Source organism: Okeania sp. SIO1H4, from assembly GCF_010672695.1.
GTDB lineage: Bacteria > Cyanobacteriota > Cyanobacteriia > Cyanobacteriales > Microcoleaceae > Okeania > Okeania hirsuta.
Genome location: NZ_JAAHGB010000002.1, coordinates 48,833 through 68,529, shown reverse-complemented (window position 1 = coordinate 68,529; position 19,697 = coordinate 48,833). Strand labels below are relative to the sequence as shown.

At 35.7% G+C, this 19,697-nt stretch carries 17 protein-coding genes and 3 pseudogenes; 7 read left to right on the top strand and 13 right to left on the bottom strand.

The features are described from left to right. Positions 1-75: 75 nt before the first annotated feature. The 3 genes from F6K06_RS00850 to F6K06_RS00840 form a co-directional block, all read right to left on the bottom strand. Positions 76-1,116, bottom strand: a complete 1,041-nt coding sequence (locus F6K06_RS00850) for a J domain-containing protein (protein ID WP_124144736.1) — start codon at positions 1,114-1,116, stop codon at positions 76-78. Between the two features lie 330 nt (positions 1,117-1,446). Beyond that, complete coding sequence (locus F6K06_RS00845; RefSeq protein ID WP_124144737.1) at positions 1,447-1,707, bottom strand: DUF5132 domain-containing protein; 261 nt, start codon at positions 1,705-1,707, stop codon at positions 1,447-1,449. A 685-nt stretch (positions 1,708-2,392) separates the two neighbouring features. Further along, complete coding sequence (locus F6K06_RS00840; RefSeq protein ID WP_153183409.1) at positions 2,393-2,680, bottom strand: hypothetical protein; 288 nt, start codon at positions 2,678-2,680, stop codon at positions 2,393-2,395. Positions 2,681-3,320: 640 nt separating this feature from the next. On the opposite strand from F6K06_RS00840, the gene F6K06_RS00835 reads away from it, so the two are divergent. Both F6K06_RS00835 and F6K06_RS00830 read left to right on the top strand, forming a co-directional pair. Further along, positions 3,321-3,950, top strand: a complete 630-nt coding sequence (locus F6K06_RS00835) for a Lumazine-binding protein (protein WP_124144739.1) — start codon at positions 3,321-3,323, stop codon at positions 3,948-3,950. Between the two features lie 133 nt (positions 3,951-4,083). Then, complete coding sequence (locus F6K06_RS00830; RefSeq protein WP_161564487.1) at positions 4,084-4,245, top strand: hypothetical protein; 162 nt, start codon at positions 4,084-4,086, stop codon at positions 4,243-4,245. Positions 4,246-4,976: 731 nt separating this feature from the next. Here the strand turns inward: F6K06_RS00830 and F6K06_RS00825 are convergent. Continuing rightward, positions 4,977-6,581 carry a B12-binding domain-containing radical SAM protein gene (locus F6K06_RS00825; protein ID WP_124144740.1) on the bottom strand — a complete coding sequence of 535 codons (1,605 nt, stop codon included), beginning with the start codon at positions 6,579-6,581 and terminating at the stop codon, positions 4,977-4,979. 253 nt (positions 6,582-6,834) lie between these two features. Next, positions 6,835-7,077 (bottom strand): hypothetical protein, encoded by a 243-nt coding sequence (locus F6K06_RS00820; protein WP_124144741.1) that lies wholly within the window; start codon positions 7,075-7,077, stop codon positions 6,835-6,837. Between the two features lie 430 nt (positions 7,078-7,507). Here F6K06_RS00820 and F6K06_RS00815 point away from each other — a divergent pair. Together F6K06_RS00815 and F6K06_RS00810 are read left to right on the top strand one after the other, a co-directional pair. After that, positions 7,508-9,034, top strand: a pseudogene (locus F6K06_RS00815) (GUN4 domain-containing protein). Positions 9,035-9,156: 122 nt separating this feature from the next. Further along, positions 9,157-9,306, top strand: a pseudogene (locus F6K06_RS00810) (4-Cys prefix domain-containing protein); the annotation flags it as partial. A gap of 555 nt (positions 9,307-9,861) precedes the next feature. Here F6K06_RS00810 and F6K06_RS00805 read toward each other — a convergent pair. The 7 genes from F6K06_RS00805 to F6K06_RS00775 form a co-directional block, all read right to left on the bottom strand. Further along, entirely contained in the window at positions 9,862-10,200 is a 339-nt protein-coding gene (locus tag F6K06_RS00805; RefSeq protein ID WP_124144743.1) for an anti-sigma factor antagonist, read from the bottom strand. 68 nt (positions 10,201-10,268) lie between these two features. Further along, a complete protein-coding gene (locus F6K06_RS00800; protein WP_124144744.1) occupies positions 10,269-10,469 on the bottom strand; it encodes a hypothetical protein in 201 nt (66 codons plus the stop codon). A gap of 754 nt (positions 10,470-11,223) precedes the next feature. Continuing rightward, complete coding sequence (locus tag F6K06_RS00795; protein ID WP_161564489.1) at positions 11,224-11,376, bottom strand: hypothetical protein; 153 nt, start codon at positions 11,374-11,376, stop codon at positions 11,224-11,226. 60 nt (positions 11,377-11,436) lie between these two features. Beyond that, positions 11,437-13,257, bottom strand: a complete 1,821-nt coding sequence (locus tag F6K06_RS00790; RefSeq protein ID WP_287239114.1) for an AGE family epimerase/isomerase — start codon at positions 13,255-13,257, stop codon at positions 11,437-11,439. A 487-nt stretch (positions 13,258-13,744) separates the two neighbouring features. Further along, complete coding sequence (locus F6K06_RS00785) at positions 13,745-14,350, bottom strand: DJ-1/PfpI family protein (RefSeq protein ID WP_124144746.1); 606 nt, start codon at positions 14,348-14,350, stop codon at positions 13,745-13,747. Positions 14,351-14,850: 500 nt separating this feature from the next. Further along, the gene (locus tag F6K06_RS00780) at positions 14,851-15,417 is read right to left on the bottom strand and encodes a hypothetical protein (RefSeq protein ID WP_124144747.1); all 567 of its coding nucleotides are present in this window, start codon (positions 15,415-15,417) and stop codon (positions 14,851-14,853) included. Between the two features lie 426 nt (positions 15,418-15,843). Beyond that, positions 15,844-16,191: a carboxymuconolactone decarboxylase family protein gene (locus tag F6K06_RS00775; RefSeq protein ID WP_124144748.1), complete on the bottom strand. Its 348-nt coding sequence runs from the start codon at positions 16,189-16,191 to the stop codon at positions 15,844-15,846. A gap of 826 nt (positions 16,192-17,017) precedes the next feature. Between F6K06_RS00775 and F6K06_RS00770 the strand changes: the two genes are divergently transcribed. Further along, the gene (locus F6K06_RS00770; protein WP_124144749.1) at positions 17,018-17,350 is read left to right on the top strand and encodes a putative quinol monooxygenase; all 333 of its coding nucleotides are present in this window, start codon (positions 17,018-17,020) and stop codon (positions 17,348-17,350) included. Positions 17,351-17,895: 545 nt separating this feature from the next. On the opposite strand, the gene F6K06_RS00765 is transcribed toward F6K06_RS00770, so the two are convergent. Beyond that, entirely contained in the window at positions 17,896-18,018 is a 123-nt protein-coding gene (locus F6K06_RS00765) for a hypothetical protein (RefSeq protein WP_275670358.1), read from the bottom strand. A gap of 124 nt (positions 18,019-18,142) precedes the next feature. On the opposite strand from F6K06_RS00765, the gene F6K06_RS00760 reads away from it, so the two are divergent. Continuing rightward, positions 18,143-18,439, top strand: coding sequence for a hypothetical protein (locus F6K06_RS00760; RefSeq protein WP_124144750.1), 297 nt, complete (start codon positions 18,143-18,145; stop codon positions 18,437-18,439). A gap of 225 nt (positions 18,440-18,664) precedes the next feature. Next, positions 18,665-18,952, top strand: a pseudogene (locus F6K06_RS00755) (XisI protein); the annotation flags it as partial. Between the last annotated feature and the right edge of the window lie 745 nt (positions 18,953-19,697).

Genomic DNA, 19,697 nt, shown 5'->3' with positions numbered 1-19,697 from the left:
TAATTTCTTCGGTTCTTCCTTCTTTTTTCTTCCTTCTTCCTTCTTAAATACAATCACAATACCGATTAAGTTAATTTATACATTTACCACTACAAACATTTTTTCAAACATTTCATTAATCAGATCTTCCATATCATCTCTATTTACAGAATTAGGACCTCTAACAAACTCTTTTAGTGTAATTTTCCGGTCTTTAAAATCTTTAACAAAATTATGCAATACTTGCAAAGAATTTAGATCAACTTCTGCTTCTGCAACCAAATTTTCCATCAAATTTTCTCCTTTTCGCTTTGCTTTGCGATACTGTTTTACCATATTTCCTTGAGGAGTCTTTTTCACTTCTCGTAACTCTGATTTAACTTGTTCATATTGTTGAGATAATAGTTCAATTTCTTTCTCTAATTGTTCGCATTCTTTTTCACTATCATTTTGGGAAAACTTAACTTTTTCTTGATTTTTATCTCTTTCAATCTCTAGTAACCGAGCTAGATCACCACTTTGATAAGCAATATTAATTTCTTTCATGATTTCAGTATAGAAAACACGAGTTTCATTATCCCTAGCTTTATCTGGGTGAAATTTATCGGCTAATTTTAAGAATATTTTTCTCAGGTCTCTACTAGGACGTGGTTGACAAATATCTTCATTTTCATCGTAATGATGATTTTCTCCAAAAAAATCTTTCTCCGTTGTCTGTTCATAATCATCTCTATCTTCATCTTGAAAATTTGTCGATGATGACCGAGAAAAATATTCTGGGCGAGGAGAAATTTTACCTGTCAATTGTAAGATTCGATAAATATCTATAACTTCTTGCTTTTGACGTTTTCCTAAAAGTTTATTACTTAAAATTTTATCAAATAGCCCATGAATTTTTTGATCTAGACTATTAATTTTGTCATACAATGGTCTACTTTTTTGACGCACTTCTTGAGTGAGTGTTTGCATTTGTTGAGTCAGGTTAGACAACTCAGTTTTTTTACGTTTGATTTTGCTCAGAAGTTTTTTATGCTTTTCGTTGAGAAAATCAATCCTAGCGTGAATGGAAGAGAAGGATAAAGCATTTTCTTGAGGTAGAGAATTAGAAGTTGCTGTTTTTTTAGTTTTTCTTGGCATAGATAGTAAGTATAATAATAAAAACTTTGGTAATTTAATCTTTTACAGTCTATCGTAATTTACTCAATGTGTCATCTGAGTAAGAATATATAGCGCTACGCGCAACTCAAAAGTTAAAAGTTAAAAGTTAAAAGTAATATCTGACTGAGTTTGAGCATTTATAAATGTCCTAACCTATTTACGTAGTGCTATAGTATCTCTAATTGATTCAAAAAGCTAAGATGGAAATTGTTTCTTACCAAATTACTCAAAATCATTAACACAAAAAAAACAGGGGATAACATCCCCTGTTGCCAACAGAATTTACCAACAATATGCTTTTTATTTATATTAGTCTTTAACAGAAACTTTTACCATTTGCGCTGCTGTGATTTTTTCTGTCTTTACTTCAACTACTAAAGTATTAACTATTTCTCCAATTTCAGCTAAAGTTGCTTTACCATTTTCATAAAGTCTGGTCCCGCTTTTAATAATTGTCTTAGCAATAGACTTTTGTACTGGATTCACCCTCGAGTTTACTGATACCGAACTCAAATTAAATATTAAAGCTAATACATTAATCTGCTTAACTGTTTTCAGTAGACTTGACATAATTGATTTCCTTTTTTTTACTTAAGGTTACGAGTATTTCAAGTTTTTCTCGGTAGAATTTTGCTATTTATTGTGGAGGTTTTGTTGTAGAGTTAGAGTTAGCTTTATTTACTAAATTTGTTAGATTATCTACAGCTTTCATTTTTATCTTTAACTGTAGCCCAATCTCATAAGTCATTCTCCTAAATTAAATTTCTCTAATTTGAAACCGCTGATCTATTACTAATGCTAACCTCTGAGTTCAAACTAGGTTTATTGCTTCATTAATTTATAGATTAATACTATTCTCGAAAAAAAGCAACCCTTGTTACGGTTATTCATAACTTTATTTTATTAGAAAAATTTAATATTAACCTGGAAAACCTTAATTTTAAAGACTTTGAAAGGAGTAAGAGAGTAATCTTAAACTTAAAAGACAATAATCTACTAAGGTAATTTTATAAGTATTTATTCTCAAACAATTCAATTTATATTATTTGGATTCTGTGAGAAATCCCTATTCCCTATAAGCACTAAACGAGTAGGGGAGTGAGGGAGTAGGGGAGTAGCAAACATAAGAATAATATATACTTACTACCTAATAATCGCTATTCACGTTATTGAATCCTAATAATTACTTAATCATTGAAGTCTTGCATAACTATAGAATTCTTTTTAAGAAATGATATTAAGTAGGGTTTGCTGATTAAATATCAAAGTATTGACTGGTATTAGTTTGAGCAATTTTAGGTCTGGAGGGGGTGCGAGGTTTTAGGTGGTAATGGTTCAAAAATTCAGGATTTTGGTCAAGAGTTGAGCAGAACAATCTTGGGACAAAACGCCCGCTCCTACCTCCTCGCTCGTTCCCATTTCTCCGCTCCTGGGAGGGGGAGGGGCGAGGGGTGGGTTGTCTCCTGTCTCCTGTCTCCTGTCTCCTACCCTCACCCATAAGACTTTTGAGCGCAAACCCTAAGTATTTTTTGATGTTTAGCAATATTGTTTTTGCTCGTTGGGTAAGATACAATACCAATTCTTAACAGTGAATACTATAGAACTCATTTGATATCTATTTAAAAAGAGATGGGGAGGTGGGGAGGTGGGGAGGTGGGGAGTATTTTTCAACCTGCTTAGTGCGCGTTCCCTCTCTTGGTCAGCATTCCCTTGGGTCTGAACCGACGCGGGATCTGACCGCTCTCTTGGTCGAGCAGTGCGCCCTGCGGGTTCCCAAGGAGCTGTGGGCAGGACCTGCATCCGCCCTTTATTAGCCACTTAAAGCAACTGCCATACGCAAAGCGTCTCTGTTAGCGTAGCTCCTCCGAAGGAGGAAAGAGATACCCGAAGGACGCGGAGTCCCATCCGCTTTTTCCTTTATACCTTCCCTACTTTCTGACTTTTGACTTTTTAATTATTACTTATGACAAAAAAACTGAATCGGCGACAAAGATACCAAATGGGTTCTATAGATGTGTCTTAATCAAGCTCAAAATTATTGAATTAGCTGAAGAACTAAAAATTATTTTAGGGCATTTCTCTATATCCCTGTTCCATGTTGCCTATTCCCTGACAACTAAAATTTATTGTCCTATACCAAAAGACGTATTGCTATATATAGCGACAAATAAATCAGATAATGAGTGTCAACTATTACCAATTACTCTTTAATGTTTACTGGAATTATTCAAGAAACGGGAAAAGTTTATCAACTTCACTTACAAGGTTTGGGATGTGAATTAATTCTTGATGTTTCTGATAGTTTATATACTGAAGTGGAAATCAAGTCTAATATTTCTGTCAATGGGAGGGCGTTAACAATTTTAGGTAAAGAGATATTAGGAGAGTTTTATCTATTAAAGTTTTATCTAGCTTCGACAAAAGTTGCTGCACAATATGAAGGACAGAAAAAGCTCAATTTAGAAAGGTCTATTCGTTTGGGAGAAGAAATTTCTGGGTCTTTATTTTATGGTGTACCTTCGGGGTATTGTCAGTTAATTTCTAAAGAGAATTTATCAGGGGGAGGGATAAAAATTGAGGTACTTTGGAAGAATGATTTTCTTCAATATCTTGATGTTAAAGACCTGATTTGTTTGGATGGAGTACTGTTAATAATTAGGGATATGGCCAAATTTTCTTTGGTGTTTGATATTTATCCAGAAACAGTTAATTTGACTAATTTAGTAGAAAAGGAAATTGGAGAATATTTTGCGATTGAAATTGACCCAATAGTTAAAAAGGTAGGGCAAATTTTAGCAAAAAAACTCCGTTGAAAGCTGAGTGATATCATGTCCGGTTGAATACTGATAAATAACGACGGAGGAATCAGGAGTCAGTCCTCAGGAGTCAGTCTTCAGGAGTTAGAGTCATACCAAATCTCAAAAAGTTTGTTATATATCTTTAATAATGGGGAGATGGGGAGATGGGGAGATGGGGAGATGGGGAGATGGGGAAATGGTAATCAAACATAGCATTACTATTAGACTTCTCCAAAAATATCGATTTTGGAACAGTATTATAAGGGTTGAAGAACCTTTTCTGGAGATGTCTATTCAGAAATGGTATTAAGAGGATGGTATTAGGAGGGAAGAAGGAAAAAGGAATAGAAGTATAAAGTTTTGATCGCGCTATTAAAGCTGATTTGTAAATTCAGATAAAACCTTTATTTCACCTAACTTTCAGGGATTTAGGTATTAGATCAAATCCGTTTAATTGGACATAAAAAAAATCTTCAATCGCCATAACTACGTTTATCTTTGTAATTCTTTTTCCTCCTGACTCCTGACTCCTGACTCCTGAGGACTCCTAACTTAACCATTCTATGGCTGTTTAACCGGATTTGATATTATTGGGCTATAACTCCCAAAACCCTTGTATTCCAAAAAATTCAGCCTCTTAATATTTACTTTATAAATCATATCATGTCCGAAGGCAATCGTTTGTGTAAACCCAAGGGTGAATATCTACAGGAAATTTAGGTTTTTTCTTACTCAATAGCTTTCTTCCTTACCTTCGCGCTTACAATACCGATGCTACCAGATATGATCTGATTTTAAAAAGTATTTCCTGACGGAATGCTCCGTAAACACCAATTGTTGCAGTCAGCATTTTCTAGGGTCATACTCCACAAACAGCGATCGCTCGCTGAAACCTAGAGAAATGCAATTTAAAGGAGATTTTAACCCGAGCTGAAAGCTTTTAGCTGACAGCTAGTTAATGATTTAAAGATTGTGGTTTTGCTAACCAAAGGAAAAATAGAAATGTAGAGAAATTGTATTAAACCTCTCTACTTGCAGACTTTAAGCTGCTTCTTCTTTTACCTTTTTTAATTTTGGTCTTTCTTGTTCCTTCTCTATGACATTTAACTGTTTATTCTCAGCTAAATATTCAGCTAACTGCGCTTCAATTTTTTCTTTGACAATATGACGATACTCATAAAAATGTTCGATATGAGCGGAGGTACTTATATAAGATGTCAAAGCACTAGGATTATTTTTTCTAATGCTAAACAAATGATGCCAAAATTTCCAACGAGTGTTCCGCTTTATTCCCTGTCGCCAACAAATAATCAACAATGCTCGTAATTCTATCCAACTGGGCATTTTTGCAGCACCTTTAGCAGTGGGAGCGCCCATCATTAAAAAATGTCGATAAGTTCGATCTAAAAACTTTTCATAGTCATACAACTGCCAAAATGCTTCTACATATTCTCTGGCAATATCTTCTATTGGTCTGGTGGGGATAAAATTTGTCAAGGTTACTTGATTAACGTTAGCACCTTTATCTAAAAGACGACCTTCCTTTTTTAGACGATGCCAAAGTGCAGTATTTGGTAAGACTTGCAACATACTAAACATGGCAGTCGGAATAGTTGTCTCTTCCACAAATTTAACGATGCGATCGCCTGCTCCTGGTTTTTCTCCATCGAAACCGATAATAAACCCTGCCATTACTCTGATACCAGACTTAATAATTTTCTCTACTGCTTCATTGAGAGGGTTACGATTATTTTGATATTTATGGGTTAACTCTAAACTATCTTCATCTGGCGTTTCTATTCCTAAAAATACCGCTCTAAGATTGCAATCTACCATTAATTGCATTAATTCTGGGTCTTCTGCTAAGTTAACGGAAGCTTCTGTAGTCAGTTTAAATGGACATTGATGTTCTGCTTGCCAAACTTTTAATTCTTTGAGCAACAACTTAACGTTACGCTTATTACCAATAAAGTTGTCATCTACCATAAATAGAGAACCACGCCATCCTAAGTCGTATAAGTAATCTAATTCTGCTAATAATTGTGCTGGCGTTTTGGTACGGGGTTTACGACCATACAGAACAATAATATCACAAAATTCACATTGGAATGGACAACCACGGGAAAACTGAACCGACATAGATTCATAATATTGCATTTCCAATAAATCGAATCTGGGAATAGGAGTTGTTGTCACATCAGGTTTATTCCCATCTGCACGGAAAATACCGTGAGTTTCCCCACGTTTGACAGCATCGACAAACATAGGCAAAGTAATTTCCCCTTCATCCAGAATTAGAAAATCTACACCACTGTCCAATTGTTCTTGGGGTAATGCTGTGGGATATGGGCCACCACAAGCTACTAATTTATTACGTCGTTTTGCTTCTCGGATTTGGTCATGTAAGTCTTCTTTTTGGACAATCATTGCCGAAAGTATGACTAAATCTGCCCATTCCCATTCTGTTTCTGTGACTGCCCTAATATTTCTATCGACTAATTTATATTCCCATTCCTGGGGTAAGATAGCTGCTACTGTTACTAACCCTAAAGGAGGTAGCATTACTTTGCGATTTATCAGTTCCAGAATTTTTTCAAAAGACCAGAAAGATTGGGGAAATAAGGGATAAATTAATAAAACTCGCATTAAATATTCGCTCCTCAAATTAGGATTAAATGTCTGTTTACACAAACTCTGCCTAACTTTAACGTTATTAAGTTAATTTCGGCAATAAATTAAATATTAATTATTTATTAAAGTAGTCATTTCAGTTATCATTTATCAATTATCATTACCTCCTAGAATAGGAAAAAATTTGTTGGGTTTTCTCTATTGATAGACACTCTACTAATGTATAAATTAACCAAACCTAGATTTTCTTTACTGGTAGTAATTCTAATTAATTGAGATTATTAATAAATTGTTGGACTTGCCGAACATCAAGGTGAAGTATATTAGCAATTTTTTCCACAGAAAAGCCTTGCTTTAGTAATTCAGGAATAACCTTTAACTTTCCTCTTTCTTCTGCTTCTGCCATTAATTCCTGAGCAAAAGAGTTTTTTTTCAAATCATTAATACTAAATATAGCTTCTAACTCCTGATGACTCATTTCTGGTAATTTTTCCAAAACAATAACTGACAATAAATTCAATAATCTATCAGGTACAGTTTTAGATCCCCCCGCCCCCCTTTTTAAGAGGGGAGTATTCAAAGTCCCCCTTTTTAAGCTATACCTGATAAGGAACTCCTGAAAACCTTGTGGGGAGGGTGGGGAGTGTGGGGAGTGTGGGGGGCAAAAATCTTGTCTACAGTTTTCAAAAAAATGTATTTTTCAATACACTTTTCTCCTGAAAAATTCCCTCCAAGACTTATACATAACTTGTCTATTTTGTCAATTTTTATGTGAAGAAAGATGTTGATAAAGCATAGCTTTTTAAGGGAGATTTAGGAGGATCGTCAATGTACCTCATGAAGCAAAAAAATACTATAAACCCAGTTTCTTGTTTGGCTGCTTAAGTCCTGTTTATAATTTAGTCATAGAGTTTAGTAGATTCTAAAAAAAAATTATTATCATGTCTCAATGTCTCAACTCAGAATGTCTGAATATTAATCCCGATAATTTTCAGTTCTGTTAAAAATGTGGAGATCAACTATTACTTGTAGAACGTTATTGGGCAAAAAGTATTCTCGGACAAGGTAGTTTTGGTCGAACTTTTTTAGCTGTGGATAAGTTTAAACCTTCTAAACCTCCTTGTGTGATTAAACAGTTTCTCCCTCAAGCTTAGGGAACAGAAACTGTGGCAAAAGTTGCCGAGTTATTTGCACAGGAAGCGTCAAGGTTGGAGTTATTAGGAAAGCATCCACAAATTCCTGAACTTTTTGCTTATTTTTCTGTGGATAGTCGTCAATATTTAGTACAGGAATTTATTCAGGGAGAAACTCTGCAACAAGAGTTAGATAATCATGGGGTTTTTAATGAAGGTCAGATTCGAGAATTGTTAATTGACTTATTATCTGTTTTGCAGTTTGTTCACAGTCATAATGTGATTCATCGGGATATTAAACCGGAGAATATTATTAGGAGAGAGGCGGATAAAAGGTTAGTTTTGGTTGACTTTGGAGCTGCTAAAGTTCTGCCGAAAACTCAAAGTCGGACGGTGACAGGAACAGTTATTGGTTCCGCAGAATATTGCGCCCCGGAACAGTCGATGGGAAAGGCAAAATTTGGGAGTGACTTGTATAGTTTGGGGGTTGTTTGTTTGCATTTATTGACTCAGATGAGTCCCTTTGATTTGTATGATGTAATGGAAATGGAATGGGTATGGCGAGATTGTTTAAATGGAAATTTTGTGAGTGATGAATCAGGGAAAATTTTAGATGGTTTGGTGGAGCAAAAACCAAAGCAACGTTATCAGAATGTTGAGGATGTTTTGGCGAATTTAGGATTTGGTAATTATTCTGTTTATCATACTCACAATCATCAACAATCTCCAAAATATTCTTCTGCTACTAATAGACTTTTACTACCTTCATTACCTCCACAATATCCTCAAGATTCTACCCATACTAATATACCTCCAGTTGTACTAAGAGTAGACTATAATAAACTACAAAATTTATTAGCATTAGGAAAGTGGGAAGAAGCGGATCAGGAAACTAAGCGTTGTATGTTAGAAGTTGTAAGACAAGAGAAATTGGGTTTTCTAAATGTTGAACATATAGATTATTTTCCTTATACAGACCTCTGCACAATTGATCGACTTTGGGTAAGATACAGTAATGGTAAATTTGGCTTTTCTGTACAGAAGAAAATTTATCAGAGTTTAGGTGGTACACGGAAGTACAATTCCAAAGTATGGGAAGCGTTCGGAGACAAAGTAGGTTGGCGTAAAAAAGGGAAATGGTTAGAATACGAAGATTTGATTTTTTCACTGTCAAATTTTTATTCCTGTAATTTAGGTTATTTCCCACTGTGTTTTGTTAGGCTACAATGGCAAGGAAAAAGATGGGATTTTACTATGATTTGGTTAACTTGGTTTGTGGGTTTGGACTCTCATCCTGATGTAGGTAGTACCCTTCTATCACACAGAGACTTGTAGAATTTAACATATACAAGTATTTATTGCGGGTAATTCAACCACGGTATAACTCCCTTTGTAAATCATTAAAATCAACATTAAAAACATCTATTTTTTCTCTATCAATTATCCATTAATTTATTATGTCTCAATGTCTGAACCCGGAATGTCTAACTATTAATCCTGATAATTTTCAGTTCTGTCAAAAATGTGGAGATAAACTATTACTTGTAGAACGTTATTGGGCAAAAAGTATTATCGGACAAGGTGGTTTTGGTCGAACTTTTTTAGCTTGAGTGGGTATTATTTCAGGTTCTATTATCTCACGCATATATTAATATATTATAACATATAGCTGTTTCAGCCGTCAAGAAAAAAAAGTAGCAAAGTAGTCCAGTAGGGTTTGTTAGTAGTAGCGTAACGCACAAAGCCCTATATCTATTGTCAGTGCCTAAGTCCTATTTATATTTCCTACTCCCTTTCACAAAAATTGGATATATACTTTGAAATGCTGAACAGCTTAACAAAATTTTACCGAATAATCAAGGTTTAAAGCCTCTCCTTTAAAAGGGAAAAAAGACAAAATTTTTCTTTAAATAGCAGTCAGCGGTCAGCATTAGGACTTTTTTTACGCCCTCGTCGGGGATTTCAACCCCGACTCAACCATCCGGCGCATTAGTTGTCGGGGTATAAACCCAAGGTCAAAAAGCTGTTAACGCAGTTCCGACCTAGGAGGCTAGCTCAAATGCTGATAGCTGATAGCCAGTTAAGTCAATTCTCTTCTTTTGAAGGAGAGGTAATAATTAATAATTAATAATTAATTATTAATTGTTGAACTACCACCTGCTTCAATTTAGTGTTGCCATTCCTGACTCAACATTTTCAGCAGTTGCAAAAAAGTCTAGAAACCCAGTCACAGACATAGTATCTTGAAGCTCTTCAGAAAGTCCCACTAATACAACTTTTCCTTCCTTTGCTGTTGTTTGTCGGTACAGTGATAGTAATGTGCGCAACCCTGCACTAGACATATATGGCACATTGCTCATATTTATCAGAATTTTGCAGCCAGGAGTCGCTAGAGGTAATATTTCTTCTGAAACTTTAGGTGCTGTACTAGCGTCAATGTCCCCTGTTAATTCTACTACTGTAATATTTTCTACTACTGTATTAATATCAATTTGTATCATGATATAACAATATTTAAGTGTTTGGTCTCAGTTATCAACAAAGAATTCAGGTAGAGGTAAATTAGCCGTCAGTAGCGTACTGTCTGAATTGCTAGATAGAATTCTGTACAACTGGCGGATGAAGAAATGGGTTGAATACCAGCAGCAAATCTGATGCTTTGGTGGTCTGCAATTATTAGTGATGGGTCTGAATTGTCCCCCACTCTTGATTCTGACTCCTTCTTCAATCTACTACCACAGATTTTATACCACAAATTTAACCAAAACAATAATTTATATCATGTTTGGTTGAATACTTATAAATAACTGTTGTGAGGAATCAGGAGTCAGGAGTCAGGAGGGAAGAAAGGAGGAAAGTAAAGATAATTTCAGTATTTCTTTAGGTACTGTCGGTACTGTCAGTTCTTAAATTTTATTTCTAACTGACCCGTCCGAACATGATATTAAACCCATAAAGGTAGTCCTGCTGGCGTAATGGTAAATAGGAACAAGCAATGCCTAGTGTGGGCATCCTGCCCGCGAGTAATATTATGTCCGGTTGAATATATAAATAAGTGATATTATGTCCGGTTGAATAATTAGACTTTGCTGGAAGGAAGGCAGCTATGCTGGAGGCAGGAGGCAGAAGGTTTGATCCTATTGTCACCTTAATTTTATACACGCTCCGATGCTACCGGACATGATATGAGTAGGGAAGGGAGTAGCAGTGCGACCCCGCGACGACGACAGTCGCAAGGGAATGCTGACCAAGAGAAGAAGAAAAAATAGATTTGCCCTACAAGTGAAAGGATAATTTTTTTCATCACTAATTATCCGGGGTTGCACATTATGGAATGATATTGCCAAAAATTAGTTTAGACTTTGACTAAAAATAACCATTAATTAATCATTCTGGCAATTGATTAATCCACAATCCAATTCAATCAAAAATCTCAAATCATTCGTCGCTGTGCAACGCCAATTATCCGGACATGATATAAAGGAGCAAGATGCTCCCACTACCGTATATCGTAACAAAAATAATTACAATGCACGACCATGACAATGCACCACCACCCCCATAGATACATCTAAGGTATTATCTGAACTTTTTGCTTTCAACCCGCTCAGGGGTGGTCCTGGATGGTAATGGTGAGGATATATATTTTTTTCTCCCACACTCTCGGTGCTCCCCACACTCCCCATCTCCCTAAATTCCCGGTGTTTCCTTTGCCATGACTATGCACCACCACCCACTCAGGTAGGTACAATATTTACCTTAACTTTCACCCTTTCTTTAATATCAGGCAACTTGACACTCAGTTTCTCAGTATCAAAATCACTGTAGGGTTTGCCATCAATTTCTACAGAGCCAATTTTAATACTACCTGGAGGCAGAATATCTGGCGACACCCGCAGGATATTATCGGGGAAACCACCAGGAATAGGTTTAAAATAAAAATCCATTGGCTGCTTGTTAACCAGGAGATTAGTATAAACAGCAGAAAGGAAACATAGCTCTGTAGAGTGATAACCACTCATGGAGTGAGACCCCTTACCTCGTTCGTTACCACTTGCCAAGAAAGGAATACCATTAGCAAGAACATTGAAATAAACCCCACCATCTTCTGTATCCAGGAACCAAGCATTGTAAAAAGCAGCAGCTTCCCGCGCTAAACGATGATATTCTGGCTCTTTGAGAATTCCGGCGAGGATATAATAAGCTAGAATAGACTGTTCTTGCTGCCACCAAGCTTTGCGGTCGTGCCAAACAAAACGATGGATTTTTTCGTCTTTATCTAATACTCTTTCCACTACATCATACCAACCACCTCGTTGTTGGTCGCTGCCTACTGCTGGCATAAGATCGGCAATTTTCTTGGCCAAATCGACATAAGAATCTTTGGCTTTGAGACTATTCATCCGCATCAAATTCCAGGCAATTTTCATATTGTGACCAACTACTGCCCGGTTTTGCTGCCATCCCCAAGTATGGTCTGGACTCCAGTCTTCAAAGAATTTTTCATTGACAAAGGGAGAGTTCTCGTAGTCTGGGAACCGCTTTTCAATAGTGTCAAAGGTATATTCGAGCATATCAGCATATTCTGGTTTTTCTGTTGCTAACCACAGATTAATTAAATATGCTGGTGCATGGTCTCCCACTGAGTTCCAGTTTTTGGTACCTTTGTTCCGTCCTAATGATTCGCTGAGGGGGTCTAGAGTTATGGGGTCTAGGTGAGAGTAATAACCGCCGCGATCGCTCTTATCCAGGTAGAAGTCGTTGAATAGTTTGATGGTTTTCTCGGTATCGTCCATGATCCGAGGGTCGCCATTGAGTCGATATGTTTGTAATGGACCTGCAAGGGCATAAATTTGTTCGTAAGCAGGAATAGCATCGTAGTCATCGCCGAATTCTGAAGCGAAGATTTTTTGTTCCCGCTCTCCTTGTACATCAATACCGTGATACCAATAGACAATTCCTTCGTCTAGGTCTACAAACCTCATGTGGTCTCGCAGATATTCGGTACCTTTTTCTGCTGCTTCTAGAAAAATTTCTTCCCCAGTCATCATGTAGGCAGTTGCCATCCCGTAAACCATCCGGGAAATAGTATCAGTTTCTTGAGAGAAGTTTACCTGAGATTTTGCACCGGATAGACTTAGAGTTGTGCGATAGTTGCGGTAGTCAATTTCTTCGTCGCCAAACTGAGCTTTGACATAAAAATTAGCAAGGGAACGCACCTGGTCTACCCACCAGTTTGGTTTCTCAAAAACGTAGTCCTCTGCTTGGCGACCGACAAATATAATTTGTTTGGCTTCAAATATGGGACTATCTGGGTAGAAGACTCCATAAGTGAATATATACCGACCAGGTACTAACATTGACCGCATAGAACCTGTAGCATCTGGGTATGCTTCATCTAAGTTTTGTACGAGTTTGGCGTAAGAAATCGGACTTAGTCTGGCTTTAAATTCTCTGCCGTCTGTTGTTTTGATACCAAAAATATCTGTTTCTGAGTCGTATTTGGTAACATATCCTGCTATTAGGTCAGAAAAGCTAAATTCTATTTGGGTGCTCATGTTGAATTATTTTTAACTTTGTTTACGAGTTTTTTTTGTATAGAACCCATTAGACATCTAGAAAAAAGGAAGTAGGGAGTAGGGAGAAAGAATTGATAAATAAGAGTGCGACAGTTGATTTGATTTTTTATTAAGGCCGCCGTAGGTAGGGCGATGTACAGGAGTTGTGAAGTCAGGAGATTCAGTTAGAGAATAAGGGAAAAAGGTAGAAAAATTTCTCTACTCTCCTACTCCCCATCTTTAAAAAATAGATAGCTATCAAATGGGTTCTATATGAGTGTGGCAGGTTTTAATTATTATCCTCTAATTTTATTCTGAATATTGAGGTAAAATCTACCGCTACAAAAAGCAATATAGTGTTTCTCAAGTTACTTAGGTACAGTTGTTTTTCTTCTTTTCTACTCCCTACTCCGTACGGACGTTGCATGTAACGTCCGAACCTAAAACAAGGGGATTTTGTACCTCACGCTTCTTGGGAATTGCTATATTAATTGTTAACTTCGATCGCTTCTACAAATTTTTCCATAAATTCATCTGTTACACCTGGATGTTTGGCTGTGATTAAGTTTCCATCAATCACTAAATCTGCTGTTTGATCTCCATCAAATATTACATCTGCTCCAGCGTTTTCTACATCACAAATAATGTTATGAGCACAGGTAACTTTTTTATTTTTAATCATTTCATTATCGGCACAAAATAGCCATAAACTATGACAAATTGCTCCTAATTTCACATTCTCAGTATTGACAGCTTTGCGGAGAAATGCTACTGCTGGTGCTTGGTTTGGTTCACCTTTTTTGGGGTTTACCTGATACCTCAATCTATCCATAGCGTAAGCGCCAATACAAATTATCCCTTTATAGTCTGAGGGGTTAATATCATTAACTTCTGTAGAAACAGTAACTTGTTGTTCGACAATATTATTTTCTGGGTTAGAGCCAAAATGTAATTCTTTATTACCCCATAAATGAGTAATATATTCTACTTCATAGCCTTTTTGAGGGAAAAATTCATTAAATTTTAGATATTCTGTAGGGTCAAAATGGTCTTCTATTAAGACTCCAATTTTACCTTTTGTTGCAGTAGCCATTTTTTTTTACTCCTTATTATTTACAAAATATAATCAAACAATGAATCTATGAGGGATAACATTATCATCATTGATTCTGAGTAACTATAATTTTACACATCATTATTATCAATAAATAGCTATTTAGTTGCTCTTTTCAGATGTAATAACTCAGTATCTAGATATTATAATTAGATGCTAACTATATTCAAGTCTCTAAATTTTTGCTTGTACTTTTAGCTTCCACTATTAATTATATGACGCTCTACCTTTGTGATAATTTTCAACTCAATGGTGCGCTCAAATAATAGATTCAATATTCGATACTTTTTCTGGCAAAAATTATAGTTAATAGGGAGCTGGAAATTATTATCAACTTCCTTCAGTTTAACTATCTAATAGACATCTCCAAGAATAAAAAATAAAATCAATTATCCCACAGAAATTCTCAATTATTTCTCCCTACTCCCTACTCCCTACTCCCTACTCCCTCTTTTGGAGGAGATGTCTAATTTTTTCTCTTATGTAGTAATCAACTTCAAGAGTGAATCAGGAGCAAATACATCACGATAGAATGTTAATTGCTCAGTCTTTAAGTAACAACCACCTCTGTGACCACGACGTACCCAAGTTACATTTCCCTTGGCAATAGTTTCGTTGGTTTCGAGATCCACACTTTTCCACTCGAAGAATGTATGTTCTCCAGAAAACATAACAATAGGCCAGCACATGATAACCCCTGGTTGAGAAATCAATGCCCACCAATGCTGTTCCCTTTCTTTTTGTTCCTCTAGACCAAAATATTGTCCGTCTTGGCACAAATAGACTAAATCTTTATAATATTCTGCCGTGAGAATATCACCGCGTCCCTGTCTCAAAGCTTCACAATGAGTAGGCCACCACTCTTTATTTTCTTTCTCTATTTGTTCTAATGTGTAGTCAGGACTGAGATCTGGTAATGTTGCTTCTTTCATGGCAATGATTTTTTCTGCTAGAGCAATCATCTCTGTGGCAACATCAGCAGCTACTGGAATAGCTCGGGAGTAATCTACTGCTAGGTCTTTGTAATAATTTGTGCGCTTTTTCATAATATCTGAACTTGTAGTTGTTTTTTCATTAGTTGAAACAAAATTGCTGGGTGACGCGAGCGATCGTTAAAGAAACCACACTTTCTCGTAGTTATAGAATTGTGCTTTCTTTGCTCTTGAAGACATAAGTAAATTTTTTTGTCTACCGTCTACACGGCGCTGAAAATTGTTTAGGGTTTGTAGACACAGAATGGCGTGTCGAAGACTATCAATAAACAATTAGACCTTCTGCTGCTTCATAAAACTGATATAAAACGTCACATAGCGTGATATTTTAATGTTTACTTCCTGCTTCTACTGAGACCGTCGGCGGCTACTCATCCACAGGCATTCACGGGTCTTGCCCGACCGCATTTGTTAAATTTATACTCCCTCCTTTCAAAGGGGGGTAGGGGGTATGCCTTCTGCTTTCTGCCTTCTTCAAGATTATGCGGACGGGCCTAAAATTTCATTCAGAGCGCCGAAGCAACCTGCTGCTTTATTAAATCCTGCATAAACACAGGTGAATACTAGCAACTCCTCTATTTCTTCACGGGTAGCTCCCTGTTGCATTGCCATATTAACATGAGCGCCAAAAGGGTTTCCCGGACCTACATGATCTTGATTGACTACATCAATTGCTATTGTAATCAGAGCTTTGGTTTTCTGGTCTATGAGTGGTAAACCCCATGCTTCACCTGCTACACGAGTACAAAAGTCCCCGAATTTGGGGTTGATCCCATTTAAGCCTTCTTGCAGAGCTTTGTCATCTAGAACTGCGTTTTTGTATTCCATAGTTTATCCGCTTAATTTTTCCAATTTGCTATGATCTTTGAATATTTGTTTCAAGACTGTGTTTGTGTCAGCGTTATAGAGTAATATCCCGTTAGCATTACTGAGCATAATCGCTTTCTTGCACAGTTTAACATCTAAATTTGTTAGTAAGCTATCGGCCTTTGCATAAGCAGATGGAGGCCACTTGTTCGAGATATTAAATAATATCATTGTCCACACTTCTGACCAATCTGATTTGCTGTTCAGATGTGAGGCAAATCTATTAGATATATCCGAAACATTTTTTCTATCAACTAGATTATCACCTTAACTTACATTAATTCATTAATTAAATTGATTTTATGATTTTTTTATTGGAATAAGCTGAGATTTTCTGATAAATATTCTAAAATGTTACTTAGCGATCTAAATTAACAATGATCTAAATCATTTTTGTAGTTTTTTCTTATTACTCAATTACAAGCATTTAAGTATTGTTAAGCTTTTCTAAGTTGATGAGAATGAATGAACTGTAATCAGGTTTGACATAAAGGCGATAATTATAACCTATGTGATAAAATTTGTATATGCTCAGGTTGTTAATATTAATAATAATTTTGGTAACGGTACTGCAATAGAATCCTTCTAGTTTTCCTCATTGCGACCCACAGGGTTTGCGGAGCAGTCCGGAACGGAAAGCAATTTTTTAGGAGTCAGGAGTCAGGAGTCAGGAGGGAAGAAATAAGAAGCAAAGAGCAGTAGAAGAGAAAATTTTTTTGTTCGCGCTCTTATCCGGACATGATATCATAACTCAAATCACCAACGCCCAAAATTCAAGGATTTAAACATGAATCAAGCAAATGAAGACAAAAAATTTACACTTGTTTTAGCTGGGAAATACAAAATCAAACCAGAAAAACGAGAACGATTTTTAGAACTTGCAAAACCTGGTATTGAAGAAACTCATAAAGAAGCTGGAAATATTAGTTATACTTTATATGAAGAGTTTGATAATTCTAATACCTTTTTATATTTTGAAGAATGGATAGACCGAGAAGCTCTTAATTCCCATCTTAAGCAACCTTACATTGCACCTTTAATTGAAGAAATATCAGAACTTTTAGCTGAAGATGCAGAAGTGAGAGTTTATGATATTGATAAATTGAGCTTCGGACTTTAGTTTATTTTTAGGACTTATATCATGTCCGGTTGAACAGTGATAAATAAATAACTACGGAGGAGTCAGTCCTCAGGAGGGAAGAAAGAAGAAGTGGAGTTGAAGGAGAAAGTTTTTTTATAACTAATTATCCGGACATGATATTATATCATGTTCGGATAATTAGTTATAAATAACTGTTGTTAGGAGTCAGGAGTCAGGAGTAAATATTGGAGGAATAGTATTGATAATTTCAGTATTTCTTTGGTACTGTCGATACCCGGAGTCCTTAAATTTTATTTATAACTAACCCGTCCGAACATGATATTACGCAGCTACAATGTATTTTTGTCTGAAGCGACTGACAACTGATAACTGAAATGACAGGGTTTGCGGAGTAGTCTGAAATGGAAAGCAATCTCAAATCCTAGTTTTTCGTACCTCATGGGTAAGTCCTGATTTTTTATTTTGTAGATATAACAGTGCGTGCTGGTATATATATACTAATTCACTTTAAAGATGTCACAAATAGTTTCCAACTTTAAATGTGAAATAATTTGCTGAAATTATCATTTTCTTTGTGGGTTTAATACCCCACCGTCAACGGTCGTGTTCAAAATTACTTGGGGGAGCGAATCCCCATGTAATTTTCCTCCTGTCTCCTGTCTCCTGTCTCCTGTCTCCTTCTTCAATGTATAATATAAAGTTTTGAGCTGATAAAATCTGACTTTTTAACTTTTGACTTTTAACTTTTGACTTCCGTGCGATCGCTAATTCAGAAAATAACAGTTCAGAAAATAAATAACATCTTTAAAAATGTCGAAATACATTATTTTGTCAATTTTTTTATTAATATTCTTTTTTGCTGTTACACCCCCCGCAGCAGCATCTTTTTGTCGTAACTATAACGGCAATAAAATTTGTATTCTCAATATTAAGCGCAGTGCTAAAAACTATTGGGAATATCGAGCAGAAGTTAGTATTAATGGTAGGAGAAAACCATTGGAAATTTATAACTGTCGCACTGAAGAAAAAATACAAAAAAATGGTAAGATTGTTAAATTTAAACCTAATGGTGCTGGTAAATTAATTTGTAATGTTCTCAATAAATAGTCATTTGAAGAAGGAAGAAGGAAGAAGGAAAAAGAAAGAAGGCTTAAAAGCTTGAAAAACCTTAAATTTCCTGTAGATATTCACATGATAAAGCTTAGAGAGGGAAATGTTTTTCCTACTGTTCCCTGTTTCCTATTCCCTGCTATATGAACCTGCAACAGAGGAGATTGTCCAATGGATAAGTTAGAGCTTTATCGAACCTACATTTAAACCCTATTAGAAAAGTATGGTCAATCAACATTTCGCAACGAAGATGTAGAAAACGAACTATTTTTTGACCCCATACGGAATCATTATCAACTTATGCGAGTTAGTTGGAAAGGGTTGGAATGAATTTACTATACTGTTTTACATTTCGATATCAAAGATGGCAAAATTTGGCTTCAGCATAACGCTACTGATATTGATGTCGGTCAAGAATTAATTGAAATGGGTATTGCTCAAGAAGATATTGTATTGGGGTTACATCCGCCTTACAAGCGTCCATACAGGGGCTATGGTATTGCTTATTAAAACTAGGAGAAAGCAAGAAACCAGGAGTATAATAAAAAAGTTTTTATTTTTTTCGTGACTAATTAAATTTATGATTTTATAGATAATTATTAATATGTTTAGCCTAAAGAAAGTGATTACTAATATTACGAAAAAACAGGATATTCAGTTGATTAATTTAGATTAATTTCTTGATTGGTATCCTGATGGTTATGATAGTAGGGAAGTTGTACATAACTTCCCGATCATAAATCAAGTTACCACAAAATTAACCAATTTTCCAGGGACCACAATTACCTTTTTAATCTCCTTACCTTCTATATGTCGCCTTATGTCACCTTATCTGCTTTTGCTAAAATAATAGCTGATAGCTGACGGCTGAATGCTTACATTCAAAGTTCTACAAGTAATAGATTTTAAAAGTTATTTAATTAAAGTATGTATAGAACTAATTTATAAAGCAAATCTTAAGATATTTATCTGCTTAAATAAAGCATATTACGATTATAATATATCTTTAATAGTAAACACTAAAGTTTCTATAAAGATACATTATATCAAATCCGGTAGCATCGGTGTAATTAGATAAAGAGGGTGGGGAGATGGGGACATCAAGAAATATTTGGTAATGGTTGAAGATGGAACATTTTTTTATACCGAATTAAACGGATTTGATATTATATCATGTTCGGTTGAATACTTATAATATCTGTGGACCAAAGGCAGAAGGCAGAGGGCAGCTATGCTGAAGGGAAAGAGCAAGGTT

Bases quoted from the DNA above. Each gene is read 5' to 3' on its own strand.
- F6K06_RS00825 (WP_124144740.1), bottom strand. From the start codon at position 6,581: ATGCGAGTTTTATTAATTTATCCCTTATTTCCCCAATCTTTCTGGTCT.
- F6K06_RS00760 (WP_124144750.1), top strand. From the start codon at position 18,143: ATGTCGAAATACATTATTTTGTCAATTTTTTTATTAATATTCTTTTTT.
- F6K06_RS00770 (WP_124144749.1), top strand. From the start codon at position 17,018: ATGAATCAAGCAAATGAAGACAAAAAATTTACACTTGTTTTAGCTGGG.
- F6K06_RS00830 (WP_161564487.1), top strand. From the start codon at position 4,084: ATGGGGAGATGGGGAGATGGGGAGATGGGGAGATGGGGAGATGGGGAA.
- F6K06_RS00805 (WP_124144743.1), bottom strand. From the start codon at position 10,200: ATGATACAAATTGATATTAATACAGTAGTAGAAAATATTACAGTAGTA.
- F6K06_RS00780 (WP_124144747.1), bottom strand. From the start codon at position 15,417: ATGAAAAAGCGCACAAATTATTACAAAGACCTAGCAGTAGATTACTCC.
- F6K06_RS00850 (WP_124144736.1), bottom strand. From the start codon at position 1,116: ATGCCAAGAAAAACTAAAAAAACAGCAACTTCTAATTCTCTACCTCAA.
- F6K06_RS00785 (WP_124144746.1), bottom strand. From the start codon at position 14,350: ATGGCTACTGCAACAAAAGGTAAAATTGGAGTCTTAATAGAAGACCAT.
- F6K06_RS00775 (WP_124144748.1), bottom strand. From the start codon at position 16,191: ATGGAATACAAAAACGCAGTTCTAGATGACAAAGCTCTGCAAGAAGGC.
- F6K06_RS00845 (WP_124144737.1), bottom strand. From the start codon at position 1,707: ATGTCAAGTCTACTGAAAACAGTTAAGCAGATTAATGTATTAGCTTTA.
- F6K06_RS00790 (WP_287239114.1), bottom strand. From the start codon at position 13,257: ATGAGCACCCAAATAGAATTTAGCTTTTCTGACCTAATAGCAGGATAT.